Origin of the sequence: Enterobacter nematophilus (assembly GCF_026344075.1) — a bacterium.
In the GTDB taxonomy this organism is placed as follows: Bacteria; Pseudomonadota; Gammaproteobacteria; order Enterobacterales; family Enterobacteriaceae; genus Enterobacter; species Enterobacter nematophilus.
Genome location: NZ_JAPKNE010000003.1, coordinates 411,364 through 430,443, shown reverse-complemented (window position 1 = coordinate 430,443; position 19,080 = coordinate 411,364). Strand labels below are relative to the sequence as shown.

Annotated in this window: 20 protein-coding genes and 1 tRNA gene; 4 read left to right on the top strand and 17 right to left on the bottom strand. The window is 50.7% G+C overall.

The features are described from left to right. Positions 1–4: 4 nt before the first annotated feature. Positions 5–733 (bottom strand): fimbrial biogenesis chaperone, encoded by a 729-nt coding sequence (locus OSH03_RS11755; RefSeq protein WP_266179122.1) that lies wholly within the window; start codon positions 731–733, stop codon positions 5–7. A 329-nt stretch (positions 734–1,062) separates the two neighbouring features. Between OSH03_RS11755 and OSH03_RS11750 the strand changes: the two genes are divergently transcribed. Continuing rightward, entirely contained in the window at positions 1,063–2,295 is a 1,233-nt protein-coding gene (locus OSH03_RS11750) for a hypothetical protein (RefSeq protein WP_266179121.1), read from the top strand. An 11-nt stretch (positions 2,296–2,306) separates the two neighbouring features. After that, positions 2,307–3,329: a hypothetical protein gene (locus tag OSH03_RS11745; protein ID WP_266179120.1), complete on the top strand. Its 1,023-nt coding sequence runs from the start codon at positions 2,307–2,309 to the stop codon at positions 3,327–3,329. A gap of 36 nt (positions 3,330–3,365) precedes the next feature. On the opposite strand, the gene OSH03_RS11740 is transcribed toward OSH03_RS11745, so the two are convergent. From OSH03_RS11740 to OSH03_RS11695, 10 genes are all read right to left on the bottom strand, one after another. Next, on the bottom strand, positions 3,366–3,872 hold the full coding sequence (locus OSH03_RS11740; protein ID WP_266179119.1) for a fimbrial protein: 507 nt from the start codon (positions 3,870–3,872) through the stop codon (positions 3,366–3,368). 8 nt (positions 3,873–3,880) lie between these two features. Then, entirely contained in the window at positions 3,881–4,390 is a 510-nt protein-coding gene (locus tag OSH03_RS11735; RefSeq protein ID WP_266179118.1) for a fimbrial protein, read from the bottom strand. Next, on the bottom strand, positions 4,383–4,886 hold the full coding sequence (locus tag OSH03_RS11730) for a fimbrial protein (RefSeq protein ID WP_253543244.1): 504 nt from the start codon (positions 4,884–4,886) through the stop codon (positions 4,383–4,385). Before OSH03_RS11730 ends, OSH03_RS11735 begins: the two co-directional genes overlap by 8 nt. A gap of 68 nt (positions 4,887–4,954) precedes the next feature. Further along, on the bottom strand, positions 4,955–5,428 hold the full coding sequence (locus tag OSH03_RS11725) for a fimbrial protein (RefSeq protein WP_061097164.1): 474 nt from the start codon (positions 5,426–5,428) through the stop codon (positions 4,955–4,957). A 40-nt stretch (positions 5,429–5,468) separates the two neighbouring features. Further along, positions 5,469–6,002: a fimbrial protein gene (locus tag OSH03_RS11720; RefSeq protein WP_266179117.1), complete on the bottom strand. Its 534-nt coding sequence runs from the start codon at positions 6,000–6,002 to the stop codon at positions 5,469–5,471. Positions 6,003–6,022: 20 nt separating this feature from the next. Then, complete coding sequence (locus tag OSH03_RS11715; protein ID WP_266179116.1) at positions 6,023–6,535, bottom strand: fimbrial protein; 513 nt, start codon at positions 6,533–6,535, stop codon at positions 6,023–6,025. Positions 6,536–6,561: 26 nt separating this feature from the next. After that, complete coding sequence (locus tag OSH03_RS11710) at positions 6,562–7,320, bottom strand: fimbria/pilus periplasmic chaperone (protein ID WP_266179115.1); 759 nt, start codon at positions 7,318–7,320, stop codon at positions 6,562–6,564. 44 nt (positions 7,321–7,364) lie between these two features. After that, entirely contained in the window at positions 7,365–9,851 is a 2,487-nt protein-coding gene (locus tag OSH03_RS11705; RefSeq protein ID WP_266179216.1) for an outer membrane usher protein, read from the bottom strand. Positions 9,852–9,883: 32 nt separating this feature from the next. After that, positions 9,884–10,402: a hypothetical protein gene (locus OSH03_RS11700; protein WP_266179114.1), complete on the bottom strand. Its 519-nt coding sequence runs from the start codon at positions 10,400–10,402 to the stop codon at positions 9,884–9,886. A 66-nt stretch (positions 10,403–10,468) separates the two neighbouring features. Then, the gene (locus tag OSH03_RS11695; RefSeq protein ID WP_253543250.1) at positions 10,469–11,023 is read right to left on the bottom strand and encodes a fimbrial protein; all 555 of its coding nucleotides are present in this window, start codon (positions 11,021–11,023) and stop codon (positions 10,469–10,471) included. A gap of 210 nt (positions 11,024–11,233) precedes the next feature. Between OSH03_RS11695 and OSH03_RS11690 the strand changes: the two genes are divergently transcribed. Next, on the top strand, positions 11,234–12,088 hold the full coding sequence (locus OSH03_RS11690) for a hypothetical protein (RefSeq protein WP_266179113.1): 855 nt from the start codon (positions 11,234–11,236) through the stop codon (positions 12,086–12,088). A 173-nt stretch (positions 12,089–12,261) separates the two neighbouring features. On the opposite strand, the gene OSH03_RS11685 is transcribed toward OSH03_RS11690, so the two are convergent. Next, a tRNA-Gly gene (locus OSH03_RS11685) sits at positions 12,262–12,335 on the bottom strand. A gap of 80 nt (positions 12,336–12,415) precedes the next feature. Further along, a complete protein-coding gene (actS, locus tag OSH03_RS11680; protein WP_266179112.1) occupies positions 12,416–13,159 on the bottom strand; it encodes an amidase activator ActS in 744 nt (247 codons plus the stop codon). A gap of 163 nt (positions 13,160–13,322) precedes the next feature. On the opposite strand from actS, the gene idi reads away from it, so the two are divergent. Further along, complete coding sequence (gene idi / locus OSH03_RS11675) at positions 13,323–13,865, top strand: isopentenyl-diphosphate Delta-isomerase (RefSeq protein ID WP_151412612.1); 543 nt, start codon at positions 13,323–13,325, stop codon at positions 13,863–13,865. 38 nt (positions 13,866–13,903) lie between these two features. On the opposite strand, the gene lysS is transcribed toward idi, so the two are convergent. The 4 genes from lysS to dsbC form a co-directional block, all read right to left on the bottom strand. After that, positions 13,904–15,421, bottom strand: coding sequence for a lysine--tRNA ligase (gene lysS / locus OSH03_RS11670; protein WP_061097156.1), 1,518 nt, complete (start codon positions 15,419–15,421; stop codon positions 13,904–13,906). A 9-nt stretch (positions 15,422–15,430) separates the two neighbouring features. After that, positions 15,431–16,529, bottom strand: a protein-coding gene (prfB, locus tag OSH03_RS11665; protein ID WP_096059326.1) for a peptide chain release factor 2 whose coding sequence is annotated in 2 segments (ribosomal slippage) — positions 15,431–16,453 and positions 16,455–16,529 — 1,098 coding nt in all. Because the reading frame shifts where the segments join, the coding sequence is not laid out codon by codon here. Between the two features lie 90 nt (positions 16,530–16,619). Further along, positions 16,620–18,353 (bottom strand): single-stranded-DNA-specific exonuclease RecJ, encoded by a 1,734-nt coding sequence (recJ, locus tag OSH03_RS11660; protein ID WP_266179111.1) that lies wholly within the window; start codon positions 18,351–18,353, stop codon positions 16,620–16,622. Between the two features lie 5 nt (positions 18,354–18,358). Further along, positions 18,359–19,072 carry a bifunctional protein-disulfide isomerase/oxidoreductase DsbC gene (dsbC, locus tag OSH03_RS11655; RefSeq protein ID WP_049136419.1) on the bottom strand — a complete coding sequence of 238 codons (714 nt, stop codon included), beginning with the start codon at positions 19,070–19,072 and terminating at the stop codon, positions 18,359–18,361. Positions 19,073–19,080 lie beyond the last annotated feature (8 nt).

Here is a 19,080-nt window from a genome sequence, read left to right as displayed (position 1 = left end):
ATGGTCATCCGAATGTTTTCGGCGTTTTCTTACGTCCTTCCAGCAAGGTAAATTGCCAGATTTTTTTCATTTCTTTCCGGAGTTGATGCTGCTTTCCGGGCAAGAGAATAATGGATGCGCTTTCCGAACAACTATTTCCGGCGCACTGTTTAATATTGTCCAGCACTACGGTGCTATTACCGTTATTACGAATAGTGATGCTACTTCCTTCACTCTGAATGGTGGTGTTAAATATTGAATTTTTTGGCCGCACTACCGCTATGGTGCCAAAGCCGGCGAGGACATTGACGCCCGCATTCAGTTTTTTACTGTAATCGTCAAAATCTTTTTTAGTTTGTCCAAACTCATACTGATCCTTAGGCATAACCGGGATAAATCGCACACGGTAATAACGTTCTTTATCCCTGTTGCCCGTAACGATAAAACGCGCCGGCTGCATGTTTTTTGCAGGCACAATCATCCTGGCTGGCGTCACGATCAGGCCATCGACATTGGTATTTGATATTGCACTGGCATCGAAGCGTTTTTCATTTTTTTGCCCATTGGCGCCCCAGGTAATTTCACTGACTTCTGTTTTAATAAAGGCGGTATTTTCGCCGTTATTCATGATTCTTTTCAGAAGCGTGCTCTTATCGCTTTCTATAAATTCATACATCTGACCAACAGAGATCTGCGGTATAGCAGTTGCCGTAAAGCTCACTGCCATTAATGCTGTCAATAACAGTTTTTTCACAATGGAGTCCTCTTTTCATCAGCACCGCCACTAAACCGTCATCCTTGTCTGGCAGCACTTAATTAACGAAGCGAAGTATCTTGTTTTACTGCCTCTAAGAAATATGAGAGCACTCTCGAATTTCTCAATACCGAAAAATAAACAATTAAAATCAATGAGATACAATAATTTTGCTTTTCTTTAATTTTCATTCTCACTAAAAACACGTTTTATTTTGTTTGTTTTTTTTTGGTTTGAGAGTGCTCTTGTATCTAAATTAAGACGATTTGAGACATCATGTGCAGATGATTTTTGACGTTACACATTGATGTTGTTCAGCGAGAGGTAAAATGAAATACATCTTTATATTGTTATCCTGTGTATCTCTTACACTTATCTTTCTGCCGTCAGGCTATGCTGCGGAAATTACTGTCAATGCAGAATTCAAACCGTCCGCCGCAAACCCTGATGTGGTAGATTTTACAAATATCACCCCATCAACAGGGTTTTGCGTTGGGGATCGTGCAAAAACCTGCCCTGAGGGCACGTTTTCAATCGACACGGGGATTGAGGTCGAAAATAAAATATTAAGAGGTACCGGTGGTGTTTTGCGGGAACAAACATTTCAGAAAGTAAAATCTAACTGGCAATACGTTACTCTTACTGATGCTGAAACGGGCAAGACCATCATTTTGCAGTTTCGCATTACCTTATTAGGTCAACGATTTTACCACCGCGATAAAGGACTTTTAAATAAATTGAACGGCGCTGGTGCACTTCCCGGTGGTGGGTGCACCGGGACACAAGGATGGGCGCTTAGTGACGGTTCCTCATACCGTTTCGCATGGCTTCATCCAGACAGGGCTTCTTCAACATGTCACCGTGCGCCGGTATCATCGCTTGATCTAGATAATGTGAATATCGATGAAGTCTCGATTGGCTATGAATTAAGAAGTATCGCCAGCCCATTAACGTTACCTAACGGCAATTACAGCGGCGGATTCCAGTATACAGTGGGAAAAGACAAGGATATTGATCTTGGGGAAGGAACCTATAACGATACTTTCCTGCAGGTTTATATCAATGCTGAAATCAAGCATGATTTTAAGGCCAGCATTCAGGGTTCTAACAGTATTGAATTAATCCCGCCAGGAGGATGGCGTTCATGGAGTAATAGCAGTAAGCCGCAGTTTCGCCTGGAAGGTACGGGACAGATCCTGATGACGGCATCCTCACCTGTCAGCATTACGGCATATTGCTCGCATGAGCAGCTGAAGAGCTGTGCCCTTAAACGTGAAGGAGGGGATGAAACCGTAGCCCTTGATATCAACTTCTCAATGCCAGGAGTGCACGAACGTGACACAGGGGAATCCGTAACCCGAGTGGCTATACCTATTACCACACCAGCCACGCCGGGCGTGATCATTGAGCCGGATAACTATCTTAACAATGTCGCTGGCCAGGTGCATTTTACCGTTAATGAAGTCGAAAGTCTTAAAATGGCATCGCACCTGGGCTCGACCTGGAAAGGCTCTGCGACGCTGGTATTTGACGTTGATATTCCCTTTTTACCGGATCCCTGAGCGAGAGCGTGATGAACATTGAGCATTCCTTCTCCGCCTGTAGTGACAATAAAAAATTATCGCTGCTTCTGATCCGCCAGTCGAAGCTGAGCTATACCTCCTGCTGCGCCTGCTGCCAGTCAGCGCTCAATGCATGGCGCAACAATAACGTGGCGGGGGGAATTGCGTGTATCGACGATCTGCCCGATGCCGCCAGCGTCGAATTGCTGATGAAGAACCTGAAAAACCTGCGCTACGCAATGACAGCAGCGCCACGACAGGCAGGAGGCAACGTCATTCTGGTCTGTCAGCAGCTCTCCAGTATTACGCAGCAAAGCGCCATTCATCTTCAGCCCGCGATGTTATCTGAGGTGCAGCGTAGCTGGATCATGCATGCCTTAAAACCGCGCCTGAAGCAGCAGCAGCAGTCTGCTGAACTGCTGCGACGCTTACTCAACCCGGCTCCGCTGATTGCGCGCATTCGCTACTGGCGCACGGCTGATTCAAACCAGGTCCTGGCGTGTGAACCTGAGCCTCACGATGCCACAATCTCATTTCTACGCCTCAACGAAAGCGGGCTGGAGATGCTTGCAAGCTTTCGCCTGCTGCAGGAGATGGTGCAACAGCAAATACACGCGATTGCACCGCTGTCTCTAACAGTCAGCCTTGCCTGGCTTTCCCATGCCAGCTTACCCGAGCTGCTGTTCCGGACGCTCTCCTTCTCACAGCAACCGATGCAGCTGGTACTGAACATTGACAGCGGTAACAGCGATACGCTGACAGAACAGGTCCTTACCAATATTCGCGAGCTAAAACAGCAGGGTCTGCGTTTTGTTATGAGTACGCAAGGACGTTGCGGTCACTATTTACGTCTGAAAATGCTCTGTGATGGCGTGCGCTATGATATGGCGACACTCATGGCCTCAAGCGATGCACAAGCCGAGCTTAAAATGCATCAGCGAGAAGGGAAATTTATACAAATTGACGGCATCACTTCAGCGGAGCAATCGCAGTTGGCTGGCGAACTGGGCGGTGAGCAATTGCTCAGTTATTAACGCAGGAAGAGATGCGTGAGCCGAATAGCTCAGCACTTAGTCGTGCATAATATGCACCGTGGCATTGGTATTAATGGTCAGAGGCTTCAGGTTGTTCTGATTTACCCATCGTACCGGCGTAACGGTTAAGTCAGGAACGCTATTTTTGTCGAATGAGTACCATTGGTTAACCGGCATGATGCTTTGTGCTGAAGCATCATCGAAGCGAAACCCAAAACCGTCTTGTGCCGATTTCAGTACATTACTGTCTTGCTCTGCGGCATCACCGCTGACCATAATCTTAAGCTGATCTTTTTTTGCTCCCTGACAATCTAAGCCTAAGGCTATTTTTTTTGTATTTTTATCACTGCCTACCGTTGAAGGGCTGATCTCGTCGGTGAATATTCTTCCAAATGAAACCTCAATCGTGTTGCTCGTGACTACACATGGCGGGGGATAAAAAACCTTACCAGATAAGGTCATCGCCACACTATTGGTATCCTGCTCAGCATATGCGGGTAAAAAGAACGCACACACTATGAGGGTAAGAAGTCGAATTTGCATATTCTTCCTTAATCAACTGTCAGACGAAATGTCGCACTGGCAGTAAACTTGCCAGGCTGTAAGGCCACTGAGGTGTCTTTTAGCAATACCGCTTCGTATTTAGGCGCTGTATTGAGTTCGACGACGTGCGCCTCGTTCATCCTTACCCGGTTATCATCAAGATTCACTTTTATGGCTAACCCCGCTATGTTCGTCGCGATAGCATTCTCATCAAAAGTAGAAATCGCGCCGGGAACAATTGTTATTTTCCCGGTGTAATTATTTGCCGCACAATTGAATGTCATGGCAATATCCTTTTTTTGTAAATCTCCCACAATGGACGTTGTCAGTATCTCATCGCCAAAACTCACTGAAATTGGATTTCCTGAATTGACCGTGCAAGGCGTCTCTAACACCGTAAAATTGACCGTGATCGTAAGGTCATCAGCATTAACAGCTTTTAGCGATAAGAAAGTAAGTATGCAGACGGCAGCCGTTTTTTTTATCATCGCGAAGTCGTTTAGAAGGGTTTTATTCATGTTTAATTTCAAGCGTTATAGTGGCAGAGAAATTACCCGGTTCTATCACTGCAGTGGAATAGTGTCTCGTCCTGGCATAAAAAGTAGGCACATCGTCCTTGTTAAACGAATACCATGATCCAATTCTAAGTTCAGTATCATCCTGATTATAAATTCCTATGCCTAAACCACTTATGCCGGTTTCAAACCACTGCCAGACATTGCCGCCCATTCCGCGTCCCGTGACGCGATAAGCAAGTTGATCTTTTTTTGCGCCAGCACAATTTAACGCTAAAGGTATATCTTTGCGCTGGGTATTAGCATTCGTAGTCAGCATATCGTCGAACGTAACATCAAGCTCTGATGAAACATTACATGGTGGCGGATAATGCAGTTTACCTGTAATGCTGACTTCAACCTCGTTCGCATCCGATGCTATCACCATAGAACTGAAACTCAACAAGGCGACGAAGAGGCTAAAGCGCTGCTTTTTATTTTGAATAATTGTGCTACTCATCTTCTCACCTGAATATTCTCAAAATGCAATCATCGGGCATTTTATATTGTCTGGTTTATTTGAATACATTACTGATAATCCACTTCCAGCGTGGCCGTAGCGGTAAACTGACCGGGGGTTAAAACGCGTCCTGGCCTTACTATGGGTACCGCCGAAAGTTTAGGTGGTGTAGCGGTGAAATTAAGCCATTCACCATTTGCCAGCTTGTTCCCGCTCTGACGAATTTCAATGGCTAAATCACCATGCGTGGTGTTAAGTACCTCGCTATCGAATTCTGCCCCTTCTCCAACAAAACGTAATTTTAAGGCATTTACCGCAGCGGCACTGCAATCAAGGGTTTCCAGCACTTGTTCATATCTGACGCCGTCAACCGCATTGTGATGTAAATTGTCGCCAAAATCGACCTCGATCGTATCACTACTGAACTTACACGGGACTGGATAGGCCAGTTCTCCGGTGATATTGAGTACCAGATCATTGCTGTTTGCCTGTGAAGTAGCAGAGGCTATCGCCAATAGCCAGATACTGGATAATATTCTCATCAATCACATTTACTCTATTTGGAATTCTGTTCTAACGCTATTACTGATAGCCAATCTCGAGAGTAGCAATTGCAGTAAATGCTCCGGGAATCGGTTTCCGATCAACTGGCACAGCTTTGAAGTGGAAAGCGCCAACTTGTATTGTTGGAACACTATCCTTATCAAAGTTGTAAGTTTTTCTGATGTTAACCCGTCCATTATCGTCCTCATCCGTATTACTTTCATCAAGAAAAGTCACGCCAAGATTCTCAATGGATGTTTTAATAACATACTGCTGATCGCCTCCCATTGCCTCACCTCTGATGGCGTAGGTAAGCTGGTTTTTTCCGGCAGAAGCGCAGTTAAATGAAACGGGTAAGTTTATAAATGATGCACTCGTTGAATCAAAAATAACGTCTCCCAGTTCAACATTAACCACGCTGCTTATCGTGCAAGGCGGTGGATAGAATAAAGTACCCGAAAAAGTCACTTCAACTTCTGAAGACTGTGCCGTTGAAACAGGTAAATTCAGCCCGACAATAAAAGAGATAAAAGCCAGTTGGCGCAAGGTAAGCTTTGATTTTTTACGTAACATTACGCCTCCTGCCTCCTGCGTTAGTTATGCTGAATTTTTAATGTCGCCGTCGCGGTAATATCGCGCGGTTCCAGTTCTGCGGTACCAATTTTTACCGGGACGAGCCACAGTTTTGGAACGGTTGTCTTTGTAAAGTTGAAATCGGTATTAATATTCAAATCGACGGGCGTAATTGCTCCCGTTTTAAATCGAATGCCCAGTCGGTCATAGCTTGTTTTCAGCAACCCTGCCGGCACACCCGTTCCCGTTGCAGCATCGCCCGCAAACGAAAGTTTAAGCGAGTCCTTTTTCGCTGCTGTACAGGTAATGGTCACCCCAATCTCTTTGATATATTCAGTGCCATCAACTTTAGAGGTCGTCATATCGCCAAGCGGAACCGTAATATTTTCACTGCTGACAACGCAGGGAGGTGGATAAAAAAGCTTGCCGGTAATATTAATGGTGACTTCGTTTTTATCTATGTCTGCAGCCTGTGCCGATACGCCACAGCAGAGTGTTATCAGCAATGCTGATGACATCATATTCATCTTCATAAGAAATCCCGATTTGCTGGCAGCGCTTATTTACTGGCGCTTTTATCCACTTTGCAGCTTGAACCCGAACATTGATAAACCAGTTCCGGCTGTGCACCGTAGTCATTGATATACGTTAGCACCGGTGTTGCCCCCAAACTTGATGCCGGAACGCTGAGCTTTTCGCTACCGTTTGGTGCAATCATCACGGCCTGGAAACCTTTAACGCTTTCTCCCCCTTTTTTCTTGCTGGCACCAATAATGGTGATGTAATACGGCGTTGGGTTGTTGAGTTGATAGCTATCACCGGTTTTGCTCATCGTAAGTTTTTCCTGCCATGGCGCATTGCTTTGATTAGCTGCCGCGGCGGCTAACGCCGTCGGGCGATAGAAAAGTTTGATGCGCGTTTGCAAGGCAATTTGCAGCACGTTGCCTTTATCTGCTTTTGGCGGAATTTCGCGCAGGTTAAAATAAAAAAGCGTTTCACGATCCTGCGGCAGCTTTGCGGCACCGGGCATTGCCTGAACTTTGACCTGCCCTTTACCATTAGGCTCAACGCGCTGAACCGGCGGCAGCACCATCAGTGGCGCGTTACCGGTGAGCTTGGTCCCCTCCTCCGATTCGAGCCACGCCTGCGCCAGATAAGGCGATTTCGGGTTTTGATTACTGATGCTGAGGCTAATCGATTTTTCATTACCCGGATAAACCACGCGGGTACGATCGAGTGCAACCGCAGCATTCACTACAGGAGCAAGTGTCGCCAGTAACGTGCCGGTTAACACGCTGGCTATAAAACGTTTTTTCATGCTTGTTCATTCCACAACATTGTTAGCATAACGCCAACAGACTATTAATTTGGTTCCGGCTTGCGTTCGCAAGGCAGTAACAGCTCAGAGCTCATATCCGCAGGCAGCACAGCAGGAAGGGTAATAACGCACTTCACGGCGCCGCCCCAGCGTACCGACATCATCCCCCCCGCCTGGATGCCGCTTAAGTAAGCGTGTCCATCATCACTTACAATTCCCGTTTCTTGCTGCTTGCTGTTCAGCACCGTGGCGCCAAACGGTGGCACGCTGCCATCAGCAAGGCGAATAAACGCCATGGCTTTATCCCCTGACACAACTTCAAAGCTGCGATAACCGATTGCGCCTTCGGTCAAAGTGGCCTGTGACACACTGCGCAGGGCTTCCGCGTGATCGGGCAGTTTTGCCACATCAATACTGACGCTGCTGCGTGAATAGTCGTTCATGCTGCCCACCACTGCCTTACCAAAATAGTTGGTATAGGTACTGCGTCCTGAATCAGCGATGGGGATACCCGACACGCCGTGCGTATCAATTAGCATACGCGTCCCTCCCGACGAGCTAATGCGGTGCAGGGCTGCGCCCTGGGGTGTGACGGTCGCGCCCCCCTGCACTGACACGCCGTACGACTCATACTGACCTTCAACCCAGCTGCCGGTCGCCGTTACATCCGCAATCGAGCCGTTATAACCATAAAAGCCGTTGACTTCGTTTCGCAGCTGCGATTTACCAAAACCAATTTGATAGCTTTGGTTATCGCCGGGACGATCGTAATAACTCACGTTGTTGCGCTGCTCACGTCGGGAATACGCGCCGTTATAGCTGAGACGCGACCGCTCGCCCAGCGGCATTGAGAGCGTTAAATACATGCCTTCATCGTTATCATTCCTGTATTTATTTCGGAATCCCGTCAGCGAGAGATTCACGTTACGGAAACGCCAAAAATCAAAACCTCGCGACATCGTCAGCGTATAGCTGTCGCTTTCCGGGCGATCCCAGTAGGTCTGGTGGTTGTAATTGAGATTGGCCGTCAATCCCAGCGGCTCGATATACTGGTTGAAACTGAGCGTATACATCTCTTTATTACGACCATAACGAGACCACTCGCCCTGAAGACGCGCCGCCAGATAATCATTCATGTTGGCAAAGTCCTGTTCCGAGAAGCGATAGCCCGCAAACGTTATCTGGCTGTTCGTGCTGTCAAAGCGTTTCGAGTAGCTCAGACGGTACGAACGCCCACGCAGCAACGCCCGATCGGCAAGGCGCATTCGTGACTCTGTGATATCGCCAGAAAGGGCACCAAACATCATTAAGTCACGGCCTACGCCCAGCGACAGCGCCTGATATTGACTGTCGCCCAGCAGTCCGCCATATAGCGACCAGCCGTTGCTGACGCCCCATGCAAATTCACCGCCGGCAAAGAGTGAACCGTTTAAACGGTGTTCCCAGTCAGAGGGCTGCCCCACCGTCACTTTGTAACGCACCAGCCCAGGTCGCGTCAGATAGGGAATAGTCGCCGTATCAACCTGCAGGCGCTGCTCGTTGCCATCCTGCTCTTCAATCAGCACGTCTAACGTCCCGTTTACCGCGCTGCTCAGGTCCTGAATGCGAAAGGGGCCAGCGGCAACCTGTACTTCTTTAATTAAGCGCCCTTGTTGCGAAATCACTACGCGCGCGTTGGTGCGTGCCACCCCCGTGACCTCTGGCGCATAGCCGCGCAGGTTGGGTGGCAGCATGGTGTCATCCGTTGCCACATTCACGCCGGTGTAGCGAAAACTGTCAAACATGGCGGAGTTGAGATAGTTCTCGCCTATTGTCAGTCTCGCCCCCATCTCACCCAGCGTGCGATAGGCATAAATACGACTCCACTGCCAGGGTTGCTCAGTCCCGGTCTGGTGTGGGGTTTTCTCATGACGCGCTTGCCAGTCGCCGCGCAAACGCCATGCGCCGGCATTGACGCCTGCGGTCCCATTCGCTGACAGATAATGCGAGGCACCGGCGCTTTTCTGTTTTTGTGTCTGCACATTGACGTTGTAATCAAATAGCGCGCCTGAAATACCGTTTTCCCAGCGTACGGGGGGATCCCAGTCCGGATGGCTATATTCCAGATAAGCCTGCGGCACGCTGACATATAATGTCGCGCTGGAGAGATCGGTACGGATTTCCATGCCGGGCAAACTGGCTGTCGACAAACATTGACCGTCGTGCCACCAGGTTAAATCGCGTAATGCACTCTTCTTTAATCCCAATTGCTTTATTATATCCTTAGTTAAACAAGCCTCACTGCCGTTGGGATCGTCGTCTGGCACAATAAAATCTATATTTTGTTCTGGTAATTTCTGTTCATTAAGCTGTATGGCGAGGCTATATATACCCGGTAGAATATAGCCCTTACGGGAAAACTGACTCAAGTCATAATTCTCGCGATCTTTCACGTCCAGAATATCGGTATTGAACTGGATCTCCTCTGCATGGACCGAACTTATTGAGCCAGCCAGCACAGCCGCAAGCGCCTTACGGCAGTAAATATTCATCGCTGAACGACGAAAAATACGCATGGGATACCTCAGTTATAATCCACTCTGAACCTGACCGCCGGGCGGTAAAAACCATCCATCAAAAGCCTGCTGTCTCCCCTGAAATGGAAAGTATATTTTAATGCTCTGGTGTCAAATGAATGCCGAACAGGTTGATAACCATTCCCGCTCATTATTTCATTACCTGCTGCATCACGAATACTAACGTCCGGAAAGTTCAGGCTTGTTTCCTGTGCAGTCATAGCTTCAGCAGGTAAAATTTCAAAACCAATGTCCGCATGATGGTGCGACAGCGTCGGGTTGTTACACCCTTTCCAATCAATTGCCAGCGATAATGAACGCCTTATATTGTTAACGTCTTCTGGGGCAATATATTTATCACTCGACGTTTTAGCATTATCCGAAAAATTGATCAGGCAGGGAGAACTTAAGATTTCTCCCTGCAGGCTGACATGGCCATGCTTTAAAAAATCAGCCTGAGCAGTGCGTTGTATAAATAATGATAAAACACCTAATAAAAATGCTGCGCTGGGTTTGTGATTATTCATTATGTTTTGCGCAATATATTTTTCAGTTTAACAGTCCCCTTCTGCTCAGCAGAAGGAGACGCATCATTAGTTGTAGCTCAGTGCAAATGTCACCGGCACGGTGAATGCCCCCGGCACAATGGGAATCAACTCTGGATCAGCCCCCGTGGTGCTACCGTCACCTTTTAGCTTTGCTGCAAATTCCAGTGTCATATCACCTCTACCAAAGCGCTGAGCAACGGATTCTTCACCCAGTCCGATTTTAGTGCCGTCTTTTTCAGTCAACACCAGATGCGCACCAGACGCCGAACCGTTCAAAGCAAAGCTTTTCGGGTCAGCGGAAGCGGCATCACCCGTAAACTTAGCGCTCACGGTATTGGCACCAGCGCCCGGAGAACAGCCTTCCAGCTTAATGGTGAAAGGTTTAGGCGCGGTTTCACCCGTGTTGCCATTAGTTTCAAGAATAGCGTTACCAATCTGGCCCATATCAATATTGCTGGCATCACCACCTTCGCCAGAGGCAATGGAGCAAGAAGCCGTAACAATTGAACCAGAGAAGTTTACGGTACCGGTAGAAGCCTGTGCAGCCGAGAGACTTGATGCAGCAATTGCCGCAGCCAGTGCTAAACGTGTTAATTTCATTTTTTATCCCTAAGGTATTGATGTTGATATCTGGCTCGGACGTTATTGAGGCTAACATCCGTGAGATAAATTTAAACTTGCAACATTCTTTCCACTACAAGAGCACTCTCAAATTAGGTTTAATTCAGCCATGTTTGTTTTGAGAGCGCTCTTATTTATTAACCCCTCACACTTCGCATAATAACAACCTATAAAATAAATGGTGAAGTCATGCAAAATAGAGCCTTAAAGAAAAATAATCTTGCCTTAATACTCTTTATATTACTGAGCTTTGATGGGCAAACTGCGACAATAAATAATCTTGTTACATTAAGCCCCGGCATCGTCATGACCAATAATGTACCTTTTAATTACGGCAATCCTGGACAGGTTTCAGTTCCAGTTCCCAATAGCATGGCTAATAAGTTTTATCCTTCAAGCATACCTGAAGGTCAAACCTGGGTTATTCATAAATTCGTTGAGGAAGAGACAGGAGATGAAAAAATCCTTGCATCATGTACCAGAACGGGAACTTCGGCGACGTGGCCTAGAATGAGCTGCACAGGACAGGTTAAGATTTTTCCTGGATGGACTAATGAAGCCTTAATCGACGGACCTGTTATTCTTCAACTCAATAACACGGGCAGCAGAAGAACGAAATGGTGCCACTATTTCCGTACAACGGAGGGTGGCTGGGTCTCAGGTTGTTTAGCCGAATTTCAGCGAGAACCCTGCACGTTTACTACAACGGCCTCTAACGTATCACTCACAACCTACGTTGCAGGCAGTAGAGAAGACCAGGCAACAGCGGCGGTGACATGGTCATGCCCGCAGAATGAAAGACCCAAAGTAGAAATACTTGACCAAAACTATTCTGACGATTGCAAAACATCCAATGAATATCAGGATGTAAAAAACGCCAGCGGAACTGATATTGCAAAATATCGCGTCAAGCTGGAGGGAGTTTGTAATAACCATACGCCTGCTTATGCCAGCAACGGCACTATTACTACCAGAATATTTGGCAAAGGCGTAAGTGCCGGCACAGGCACAACCTCCTTTGTCATGCGTATATCGTTGCCGTGAGGTTTCTTGTTATCCAAACTGTATTACACAAAGTGATGCTAAGAGTGCTATCAAAAATTTTCTGTTAATTTCAGAAAACACACAACGGTAGAACACACAGGCGACTAAGAGAGATAACTATTTGAACTTCTGATAGAGCAGACTTTTAAGGCTTCTCTACATGGGGAGAGATCTGGAGCGGGCGAAGGGAATCGAACCCTCGTATAGAGCTTGGGAAGCTCTCGTTCTACCATTGAACTACGCCCGCTTTGAGGTGCGTAAGGCATTATAGACCTTACGCCTCTTCATACAAGCCTCTTCACCACTAAGTGGCGATTAAATAATCACTTAGCACTTCAGTTTGCTGCCGGGCGCAGGAAGATAACGCTGCGGATCGATGGCCGTCGCCTTATAGCGAATCTGGAAGTGCAGCTTCACCGAGTCCGTGCCCGTGCTCCCCATAGTGGCAATCTTCTGCCCGGCTTTTACGTTCTGCCCGTTGTTGACCAGCATCGTGTCGTTATGCGCGTAGGCGGTAATGTAGTCTTCACCGTGCTTAATCATGATCAGGTTACCGTAGCCGCGCAGCTGGTTACCGACGTAAACCACCTTCCCTGCCCCGGAGGCATAAACCGGCGTACCGCGCGCAGCGGCGATATCAATACCCTTGTTACCACCCTCAGAGAGTGAGTAAGGGGCGACAACTTTACCGCTGGCAGGCCAAATCCAGCAGCGCTGTCCAACCGGCGGCCATGACGATTGCGGTACCTGATAGGACGGCGTCACTTTGGCGGTTTTGCCTTTCGATGAGGATTTTTTGCCCGAGGACGAACTGCCGTTCACCTTCAACTTTTGTCCCACTTCGATGGTGTACGGCGGAGAGATGTTATTCAGGCGCGCCAGATCCTTCACGCTGGTCCCCGTTGCGCGCGAAATCCGGTACAGCGTATCCCCGCGCTTAACGGTATAGACCGAACCGGAATAGCTACCCATATCCGACGATTTGCTTCCTGAGCAGCCTGCCAGGAATAGCGTCAGCGTCAGGCAAAAGATGGCGATAATGGGGTTTCTCGTCAGGCTTCCTGCAAACAAAACAGATCCTCGGTCAGCGTGAATGGCGCTCTATGATAGCAGCCCGGAGAGTTATGGGTCAGCCCTTTTCCGCTCCTGGAGACAAACCGTTCGTATAAGAATGCCGTATAATGCTCTCTGCTGATGGTGCAGAACCATCCGCATCGTTGGCACTGGAGCATGAATGAGTATTCAAGAACACGTTATTTTGGTAAATGACCAGGGAATGGTGATTGGCACTCAGGAAAAATACGCTGCGCACACCACCCAAACCCCGCTGCATCTGGCTTTCTCATCCTGGCTCTTTAACGCCGAAGGCGAATGTCTGGTAACACGACGCGCGTTAAGCAAAAAAGCCTGGCCGGGCGTCTGGACGAACTCCGTCTGCGGACACCCGCAATCCGGTGAAAAGACGGAAGAGGCGATTATCCGCCGCTGCCGCTATGAGGTTGGCGCTGAGATCGCCGCGATTACGCCAGTCGCCTCGGAGTTTCGCTACCGTGAAACCGATCCTTCCGGCATCGTGGAAAATGAAATTTGCCCGGTCTTCGCGGCACGCGTCACCAGCGAACTGCGTATTAATCACGATGAAGTAATGGAATTCGAGTGGGTCAGGCTGGAGTCGTTATTCCGCGCGCTGGACGCCGCGCCCTGGAGCTTTAGCCCGTGGATGGTGCTGGAAGCAACGGCCGCACGAGAGGCGTTGAGAGCGTTCGCAGCGCAATAAAAAAGCCCCTTGCGGGGCTTTTTTAGCAACGTAGCGCCTTATTTCACCGGGCGCATCGCCGGGAACAGGATCACGTCACGGATGGTGTGGCTGTTGGTGAACAGCATCACCATACGGTCGATACCAATACCCAGACCTGCAGTTGGTGGCAGGCCGTGCTCCAGCGCGGTCACGTAGTCTTCGTCGAAGAACATCGCTTCGTCGTCGCCTGCCGCTTTCGCGTCAACCTGATCCTGGAAGCGTTGCGCCTGGTCTTCCGCATCATTCAGCTCGCTAAAGCCGTTGCCGATTTCACGGCCGCCGATGAAGAACTCGAAACGGTCAGTGATTTCCGGGTTCTCGTCATTACGACGCGCCAGCGGAGAGACTTCAGCCGGGTATTCGGTGATGAAGGTCGGCTGAATCAGGTGCGCTTCCGCAACTTCTTCGAAGATCTCGGTCACGATACGGCCCAGACCCCAGCTCTTCTCAACCTTGATGCCGATGCTTTCAGCGATTGCTTTCGCAGAGTCGAAGTTATCCAGATCCGCCATATTGGTTTCCGGACGGTATTTCTTGATCGCTTCGCGCATGGTCAGTTTTTCGAACGGCTTGCCGAAGTCGAACACTTCTTCACCGTAAGGGACCTGCGTGGTGCCCAGAATGTCCTGCGCCAGGGTACGGAACAGGGATTCGGTCAGCTCGATCAGATCTTTGTAGTCCGCGTACGCCATATAGAGTTCCATCATGGTGAACTCTGGGTTATGACGAACGGAGATACCTTCGTTACGGAAGTTACGGTTGATTTCGAACACGCGGTCGAAACCACCGACCACCAGACGCTTCAGGTACAGTTCCGGCGCGATACGCAGGTACATGTCCAGGTCCAGTGCGTTGTGATGGGTGATAAACGGACGCGCAGACGCGCCGCCAGGGATCACCTGCATCATCGGGGTTTCCACTTCCATAAAGTCGCGGTTCACCATGAACTGGCGGATACCGGCCATGATCTGGGAGCGAATTTTGAAGGTCTTACGGGATTCATCGTTAGAGATGAGATCCAGGTAGCGCTGACGGTAGCGCGCTTCCTGATCCTGCAGGCCGTGGAACTTGTCCGGCAGCGGGCGCAGGGCTTTGGTCAGCAGACGCAGCTCGGTGCAGTGGATAGACAGTTCACCGGTTTTGGTTTTGAACAGCTTACCTTTCGCGCCCAGGATATCGCCCAGGTCCCACTTCTTGAACTGCTCGTTGTAGATGCCTTCCGGCAGGTCATCACGGGAAACGTACAGCTGAATACGGCCGCCAACGTCCTGCAAGGTCACGAAGGAGGCTTTACCCATGATGCGACGGGTCATCATACGGCCTGCAACGGCCACTTCAACGTTCAGCGCTTCCAGCTCTTCGTTCTCTTTACCGTCGAAGTCAGCGTGCAGTTGGTCTGAGGTATGGTCACGACGAAAATCGTTCGGGAACGGCACGCCCTGCTCGCGCAGCGCTGCCAGCTTCTCGCGGCGGGTTTTCAGTTCGTTGTTAAGATCGACTACCGCGTCAGCGCCCTGTGCTTGTTGTTCAGACATGTTGGTTCCTCATAACCCTGCTTTCAAACTTGCTTCGATAAATTGGTCCAGGCTGCCGTCCAGCACCGCCTGCGTGTTGCGGGTTTCTACCCCGGTACGCAGGTCTTTGATGCGGGAGTCGTCAAGGACGTAAGAACGGATCTGGCTGCCCCAACCGATGTCGGACTTGTTATCTTCCATCGCCTGTTTCTCAGCATTTTTCTTCTGCATCTCCAGCTCATAAAGCTTCGCTTTCATCTGCTTCATAGCCTGGTCTTTGTTCTTATGCTGGGAACGGTCGTTCTGGCACTGTGTTACCAGCCCGGTTGGAATGTGGGTAATACGCACCGCTGATTCCGTACGGTTAACGTGCTGACCACCCGCGCCGGATGCGCGGTATACGTCAATGCGCAGGTCCGCCGGGTTAATTTCGATATCGATATCTTCGTCAACTTCCGGGTAGACAAACGCGGAACTGAAGGAGGTATGACGACGACCGCCGGAGTCAAACGGGCTCTTACGCACCAGGCGGTGAACGCCGGTTTCGGTACGCAGCCAGCCGTAGGCGTAGTCGCCAATGATCTTGATAGTGACGGATTTAATACCGGCCACTTCACCTTCAGACTCTTCGATGATTTCGGTTTTGAAGCCGCGCGCTTCCGCCCAGCGCAGGTACATACGCGTCAGCATGCTGGCCCAGTCCTGCGCTTCGGTACCGCCAGAACCTGCCTGAATATCGAGATAGCAGTCAGCGCTGTCGTATTCGCCGGAGAACATGCGACGGAATTCCAGCTGCGCCAGCTTCTCTTCCAGTACGTCGAGTTCTGCCACGGCTTCGTTAAAGGTTTCTTCGTCGTCGGCTTCGACGGCCAGCTCCAGCAAACCGGAAACGTCTTCCAGCCCCTGAGCCATTTGATCCAGCGTATCTACGATAGCTTCGAGAGAGGAACGCTCTTTACCCAGCGCCTGTGCGCGTTCAGGTTCGTTCCAGACGTCCGGCTGTTCCAGCTCGGCGTTTACTTCTTCAAGACGCTCTTTCTTGGCATCGTAGTCAAAGATACCCCCTAAGAACGTCAGAGCGCTCCGTGAGGTCCTGAATACGGTTTTTTACCGGATTAATTTCAAACATGGTCTGTTTTCTTTTATGGACTTGTCAAAATGCGGTGATAAGAGCGGGATTGTACCGAATCCACGCCCTTTTTTATAGAGATTACTGCCGCTAAATTGGCCAGATATTGTCGATGATGATCTGAAGGGTGCGGTTACCGCGAAACTCATTGATATCCAGTTTGTATGCCAGTTCGACCTCACGCACGCCGTTGTCCGGCCAGATGGAGGTGTCAACGTTGAAGGCGATGCCGTCAAGCAGCGGTCCGCCGCCCACGGGCTCGACCATCACTTTAAGGTGACGTTCGCCGACGATACGCTGCTGCAGCAGGCGGAATCGCCCATCGAACAGCGGTTCCGGGAACATCTGCCCCCACGGCCCCGCATCGCGCAGCATCTGCGCGACGTCCATCGTCATTTCAGAGACAGACAGCTCACCGTCAGAGACCACCTCGCCCTGCAGCAGCGCCGGGTCAATCCACTCGGTGACCAGCTCGCCAAACAGGCGCTGGAATTCGTCGAACTTCGCCTCTTCCAGCGACAGGCCTGCCGCCATCGCGTGGCCGCCGAACTTGATCATCAGCCCCGGATACAGCGTATCCAGACGCTCCAGCGCATCGCGCATGTGCAGCCCCTGAATCGAACGGCCAGAGCCTTTCAGCGTGCCGTCGCCCGCGGGTGCAAACGCGATCACCGGGCGGTGGAAGCGCTCTTTAATGCGCGACGCCAGAATGCCGACCACGCCCTGATGCCACTCAGGATGGTACATCGCCAGCCCGCCCGGCAGCGTATCGCCGCTGCGCTCAAGTTTTTCGCACAGGGTCAGCGCTTCGGCCTGCATCCCCTGCTCAATCTCTTTACGGGTCTGGTTCAGGGCGTCCAACTCGTTGGCCAGCACGCGCGCTTCGCCGATGTTGTCGCACAGCAGCAGCGCCACGCCGACGGACATATCGTCCAGCCTTCCGGCAGCGTTCAGGCGTGGCCCGAGGGCAAAGCCCAGGTCGCTTGCCGCCAGCTTGAGCGGATCGCGGTTGGCAATCTCCAGCAGCGCCTTAATTCCGGGACGGCACTTGCCCGCGCGAATGCGGCTTAAGCCCTGCCAGGTCAAAATACGGTTATTGGCATCAAGAGGCACCACGTCCGCCACGGTGCCTAACGCCACCAGGTCGAGGTATTCGGCCAGGTTTGGTACGGCAATGCCGCGGGATTCGAACCAGCCCTTATCACGCAGCAGGGTCCGTAACGCCAGCATCAGATAAAACGCCACGCCCACGCCGGCGAGGGATTTCGACGGGAAATTGCAGTCGCGCAGGTTGGGGTTAATAATCGCTTCCGCTGCGGGGAGCGTATCGCCGGGCAGGTGGTGATCGGTAACCAGCACCGGGATCCCCAAAGCGTGAGCATGATCGACGCCCGCATGGGAAGAGATCCCGTTGTCTACGGTCATGATCATCTGCGCACCGCGGGCATGGGCCTGATCGACCACCTCCGGGCTGAGGCCATAGCCGTCTTCAAAGCGGTTCGGCACCAGATAGGTGACGTTATCGCAGCCCAGCGCGCGCAGGCTGAGCACGCTCAGGGCGGTGCTGGTTGCGCCGTCGGCGTCGAAATCCCCAACCACCACAATGCGCGTTCCCTCACGAAGCGCGTTGTAGAGCATTTCGGTGGCTTTCTCGATACCGTTCAGCTGCTGCCAGGGCAGCATCCCTTTCACGCTGCGCTCAAGATCCTCCGCGCGACGCACGCCGCGGCTGGCGTAGAGGCGCTTTAGCAGCGCCGGGAGATCGTCCGGCAAATCAACGTGTTCAACCGCCTCGCGGCGGCGCAATTTGATGGGGGCTTTCACGCGAATTATTTACCACCAAACTGTTTCTGGTGCGCGTCGAGGAACTCTTTCATCTCTTTCGGTCCCTGGTAGCCCGGAACAACGTAACCGTTACTCAGGACAATCGCTGGCGTACCGCTCACGCCAAACTGCACGCCCAGCGCGTAGTGGTTAGCAATGTCGATGTCGCAGGAGGCAGGCTTAACGTCTTTACCGTTCATCGCGTCATCAAACGCTTTGTTGCGGTCTTTAGCACACCAGATCGCTTTCATGTCCTGCTCTGGCTTGCTCTGTACGCCTGCGCGCGGGAAGGCCAGGTAACGCACGGTAATGCCCAGCGCGTTATAGTCTTTCATCTGTTCATGCAGCTTGTGGCAGTAGCCGCAGGTGATGTCGGTGAAGACGGTAATCACATGTTTTTCCTGCGCCGCTTTATAGACGATCATCTCTTTTTCGAGCGCGTTCAGGTTTTTCATCAGCAGCTGGTTGGTCACGTTCACCGGCTGCGCGCCGCTCACGTCGTACAGCGGTCCCTGAATGAAGTGTTTGCCGTCTTCGGTGACGTACAGCACGCCGCTGTTCGTCAGTACCGTTTTCATGCCGGCAACCGGCGCAGGCTGGATGTCGCTGCTGGTGACGCCAAGCTTGGCCAGAGACTGTTTGATGGCGGCGTCATCCGCATGGGCGAAGCCGGTAAATGAGGCTGCCAGCAGGGTGAACAGCGCGAAAGACTTTTTCATAATTGATC

Excerpts from the sequence above, each read along its gene's own strand:
- OSH03_RS11735 (WP_266179118.1), bottom strand. The coding sequence starts at position 4,390 with ATGAATAAAACCCTTCTAAACGACTTCGCGATGATAAAAAAAACGGCT.
- OSH03_RS11705 (WP_266179216.1), bottom strand. The coding sequence starts at position 9,851 with ATGAATATTTACTGCCGTAAGGCGCTTGCGGCTGTGCTGGCTGGCTCA.
- OSH03_RS11720 (WP_266179117.1), bottom strand. The coding sequence starts at position 6,002 with ATGTTACGTAAAAAATCAAAGCTTACCTTGCGCCAACTGGCTTTTATC.
- OSH03_RS11700 (WP_266179114.1), bottom strand. The coding sequence starts at position 10,402 with ATGAATAATCACAAACCCAGCGCAGCATTTTTATTAGGTGTTTTATCA.
- OSH03_RS11740 (WP_266179119.1), bottom strand. The coding sequence starts at position 3,872 with ATGCAAATTCGACTTCTTACCCTCATAGTGTGTGCGTTCTTTTTACCC.
- OSH03_RS11715 (WP_266179116.1), bottom strand. The coding sequence starts at position 6,535 with ATGAAGATGAATATGATGTCATCAGCATTGCTGATAACACTCTGCTGT.
- OSH03_RS11710 (WP_266179115.1), bottom strand. The coding sequence starts at position 7,320 with ATGAAAAAACGTTTTATAGCCAGCGTGTTAACCGGCACGTTACTGGCG.
- OSH03_RS11725 (WP_061097164.1), bottom strand. The coding sequence starts at position 5,428 with ATGAGAATATTATCCAGTATCTGGCTATTGGCGATAGCCTCTGCTACT.
- dsbC (WP_049136419.1), bottom strand. The coding sequence starts at position 19,072 with ATGAAAAAGTCTTTCGCGCTGTTCACCCTGCTGGCAGCCTCATTTACC.
- OSH03_RS11730 (WP_253543244.1), bottom strand. The coding sequence starts at position 4,886 with ATGAGTAGCACAATTATTCAAAATAAAAAGCAGCGCTTTAGCCTCTTC.
- lysS (WP_061097156.1), bottom strand. The coding sequence starts at position 15,421 with ATGTCTGAACAACAAGCACAGGGCGCTGACGCGGTAGTCGATCTTAAC.
- OSH03_RS11750 (WP_266179121.1), top strand. The coding sequence starts at position 1,063 with ATGAAATACATCTTTATATTGTTATCCTGTGTATCTCTTACACTTATC.
- OSH03_RS11690 (WP_266179113.1), top strand. The coding sequence starts at position 11,234 with ATGCAAAATAGAGCCTTAAAGAAAAATAATCTTGCCTTAATACTCTTT.
- OSH03_RS11745 (WP_266179120.1), top strand. The coding sequence starts at position 2,307 with ATGAACATTGAGCATTCCTTCTCCGCCTGTAGTGACAATAAAAAATTA.
- OSH03_RS11695 (WP_253543250.1), bottom strand. The coding sequence starts at position 11,023 with ATGAAATTAACACGTTTAGCACTGGCTGCGGCAATTGCTGCATCAAGT.
- idi (WP_151412612.1), top strand. The coding sequence starts at position 13,323 with ATGAGTATTCAAGAACACGTTATTTTGGTAAATGACCAGGGAATGGTG.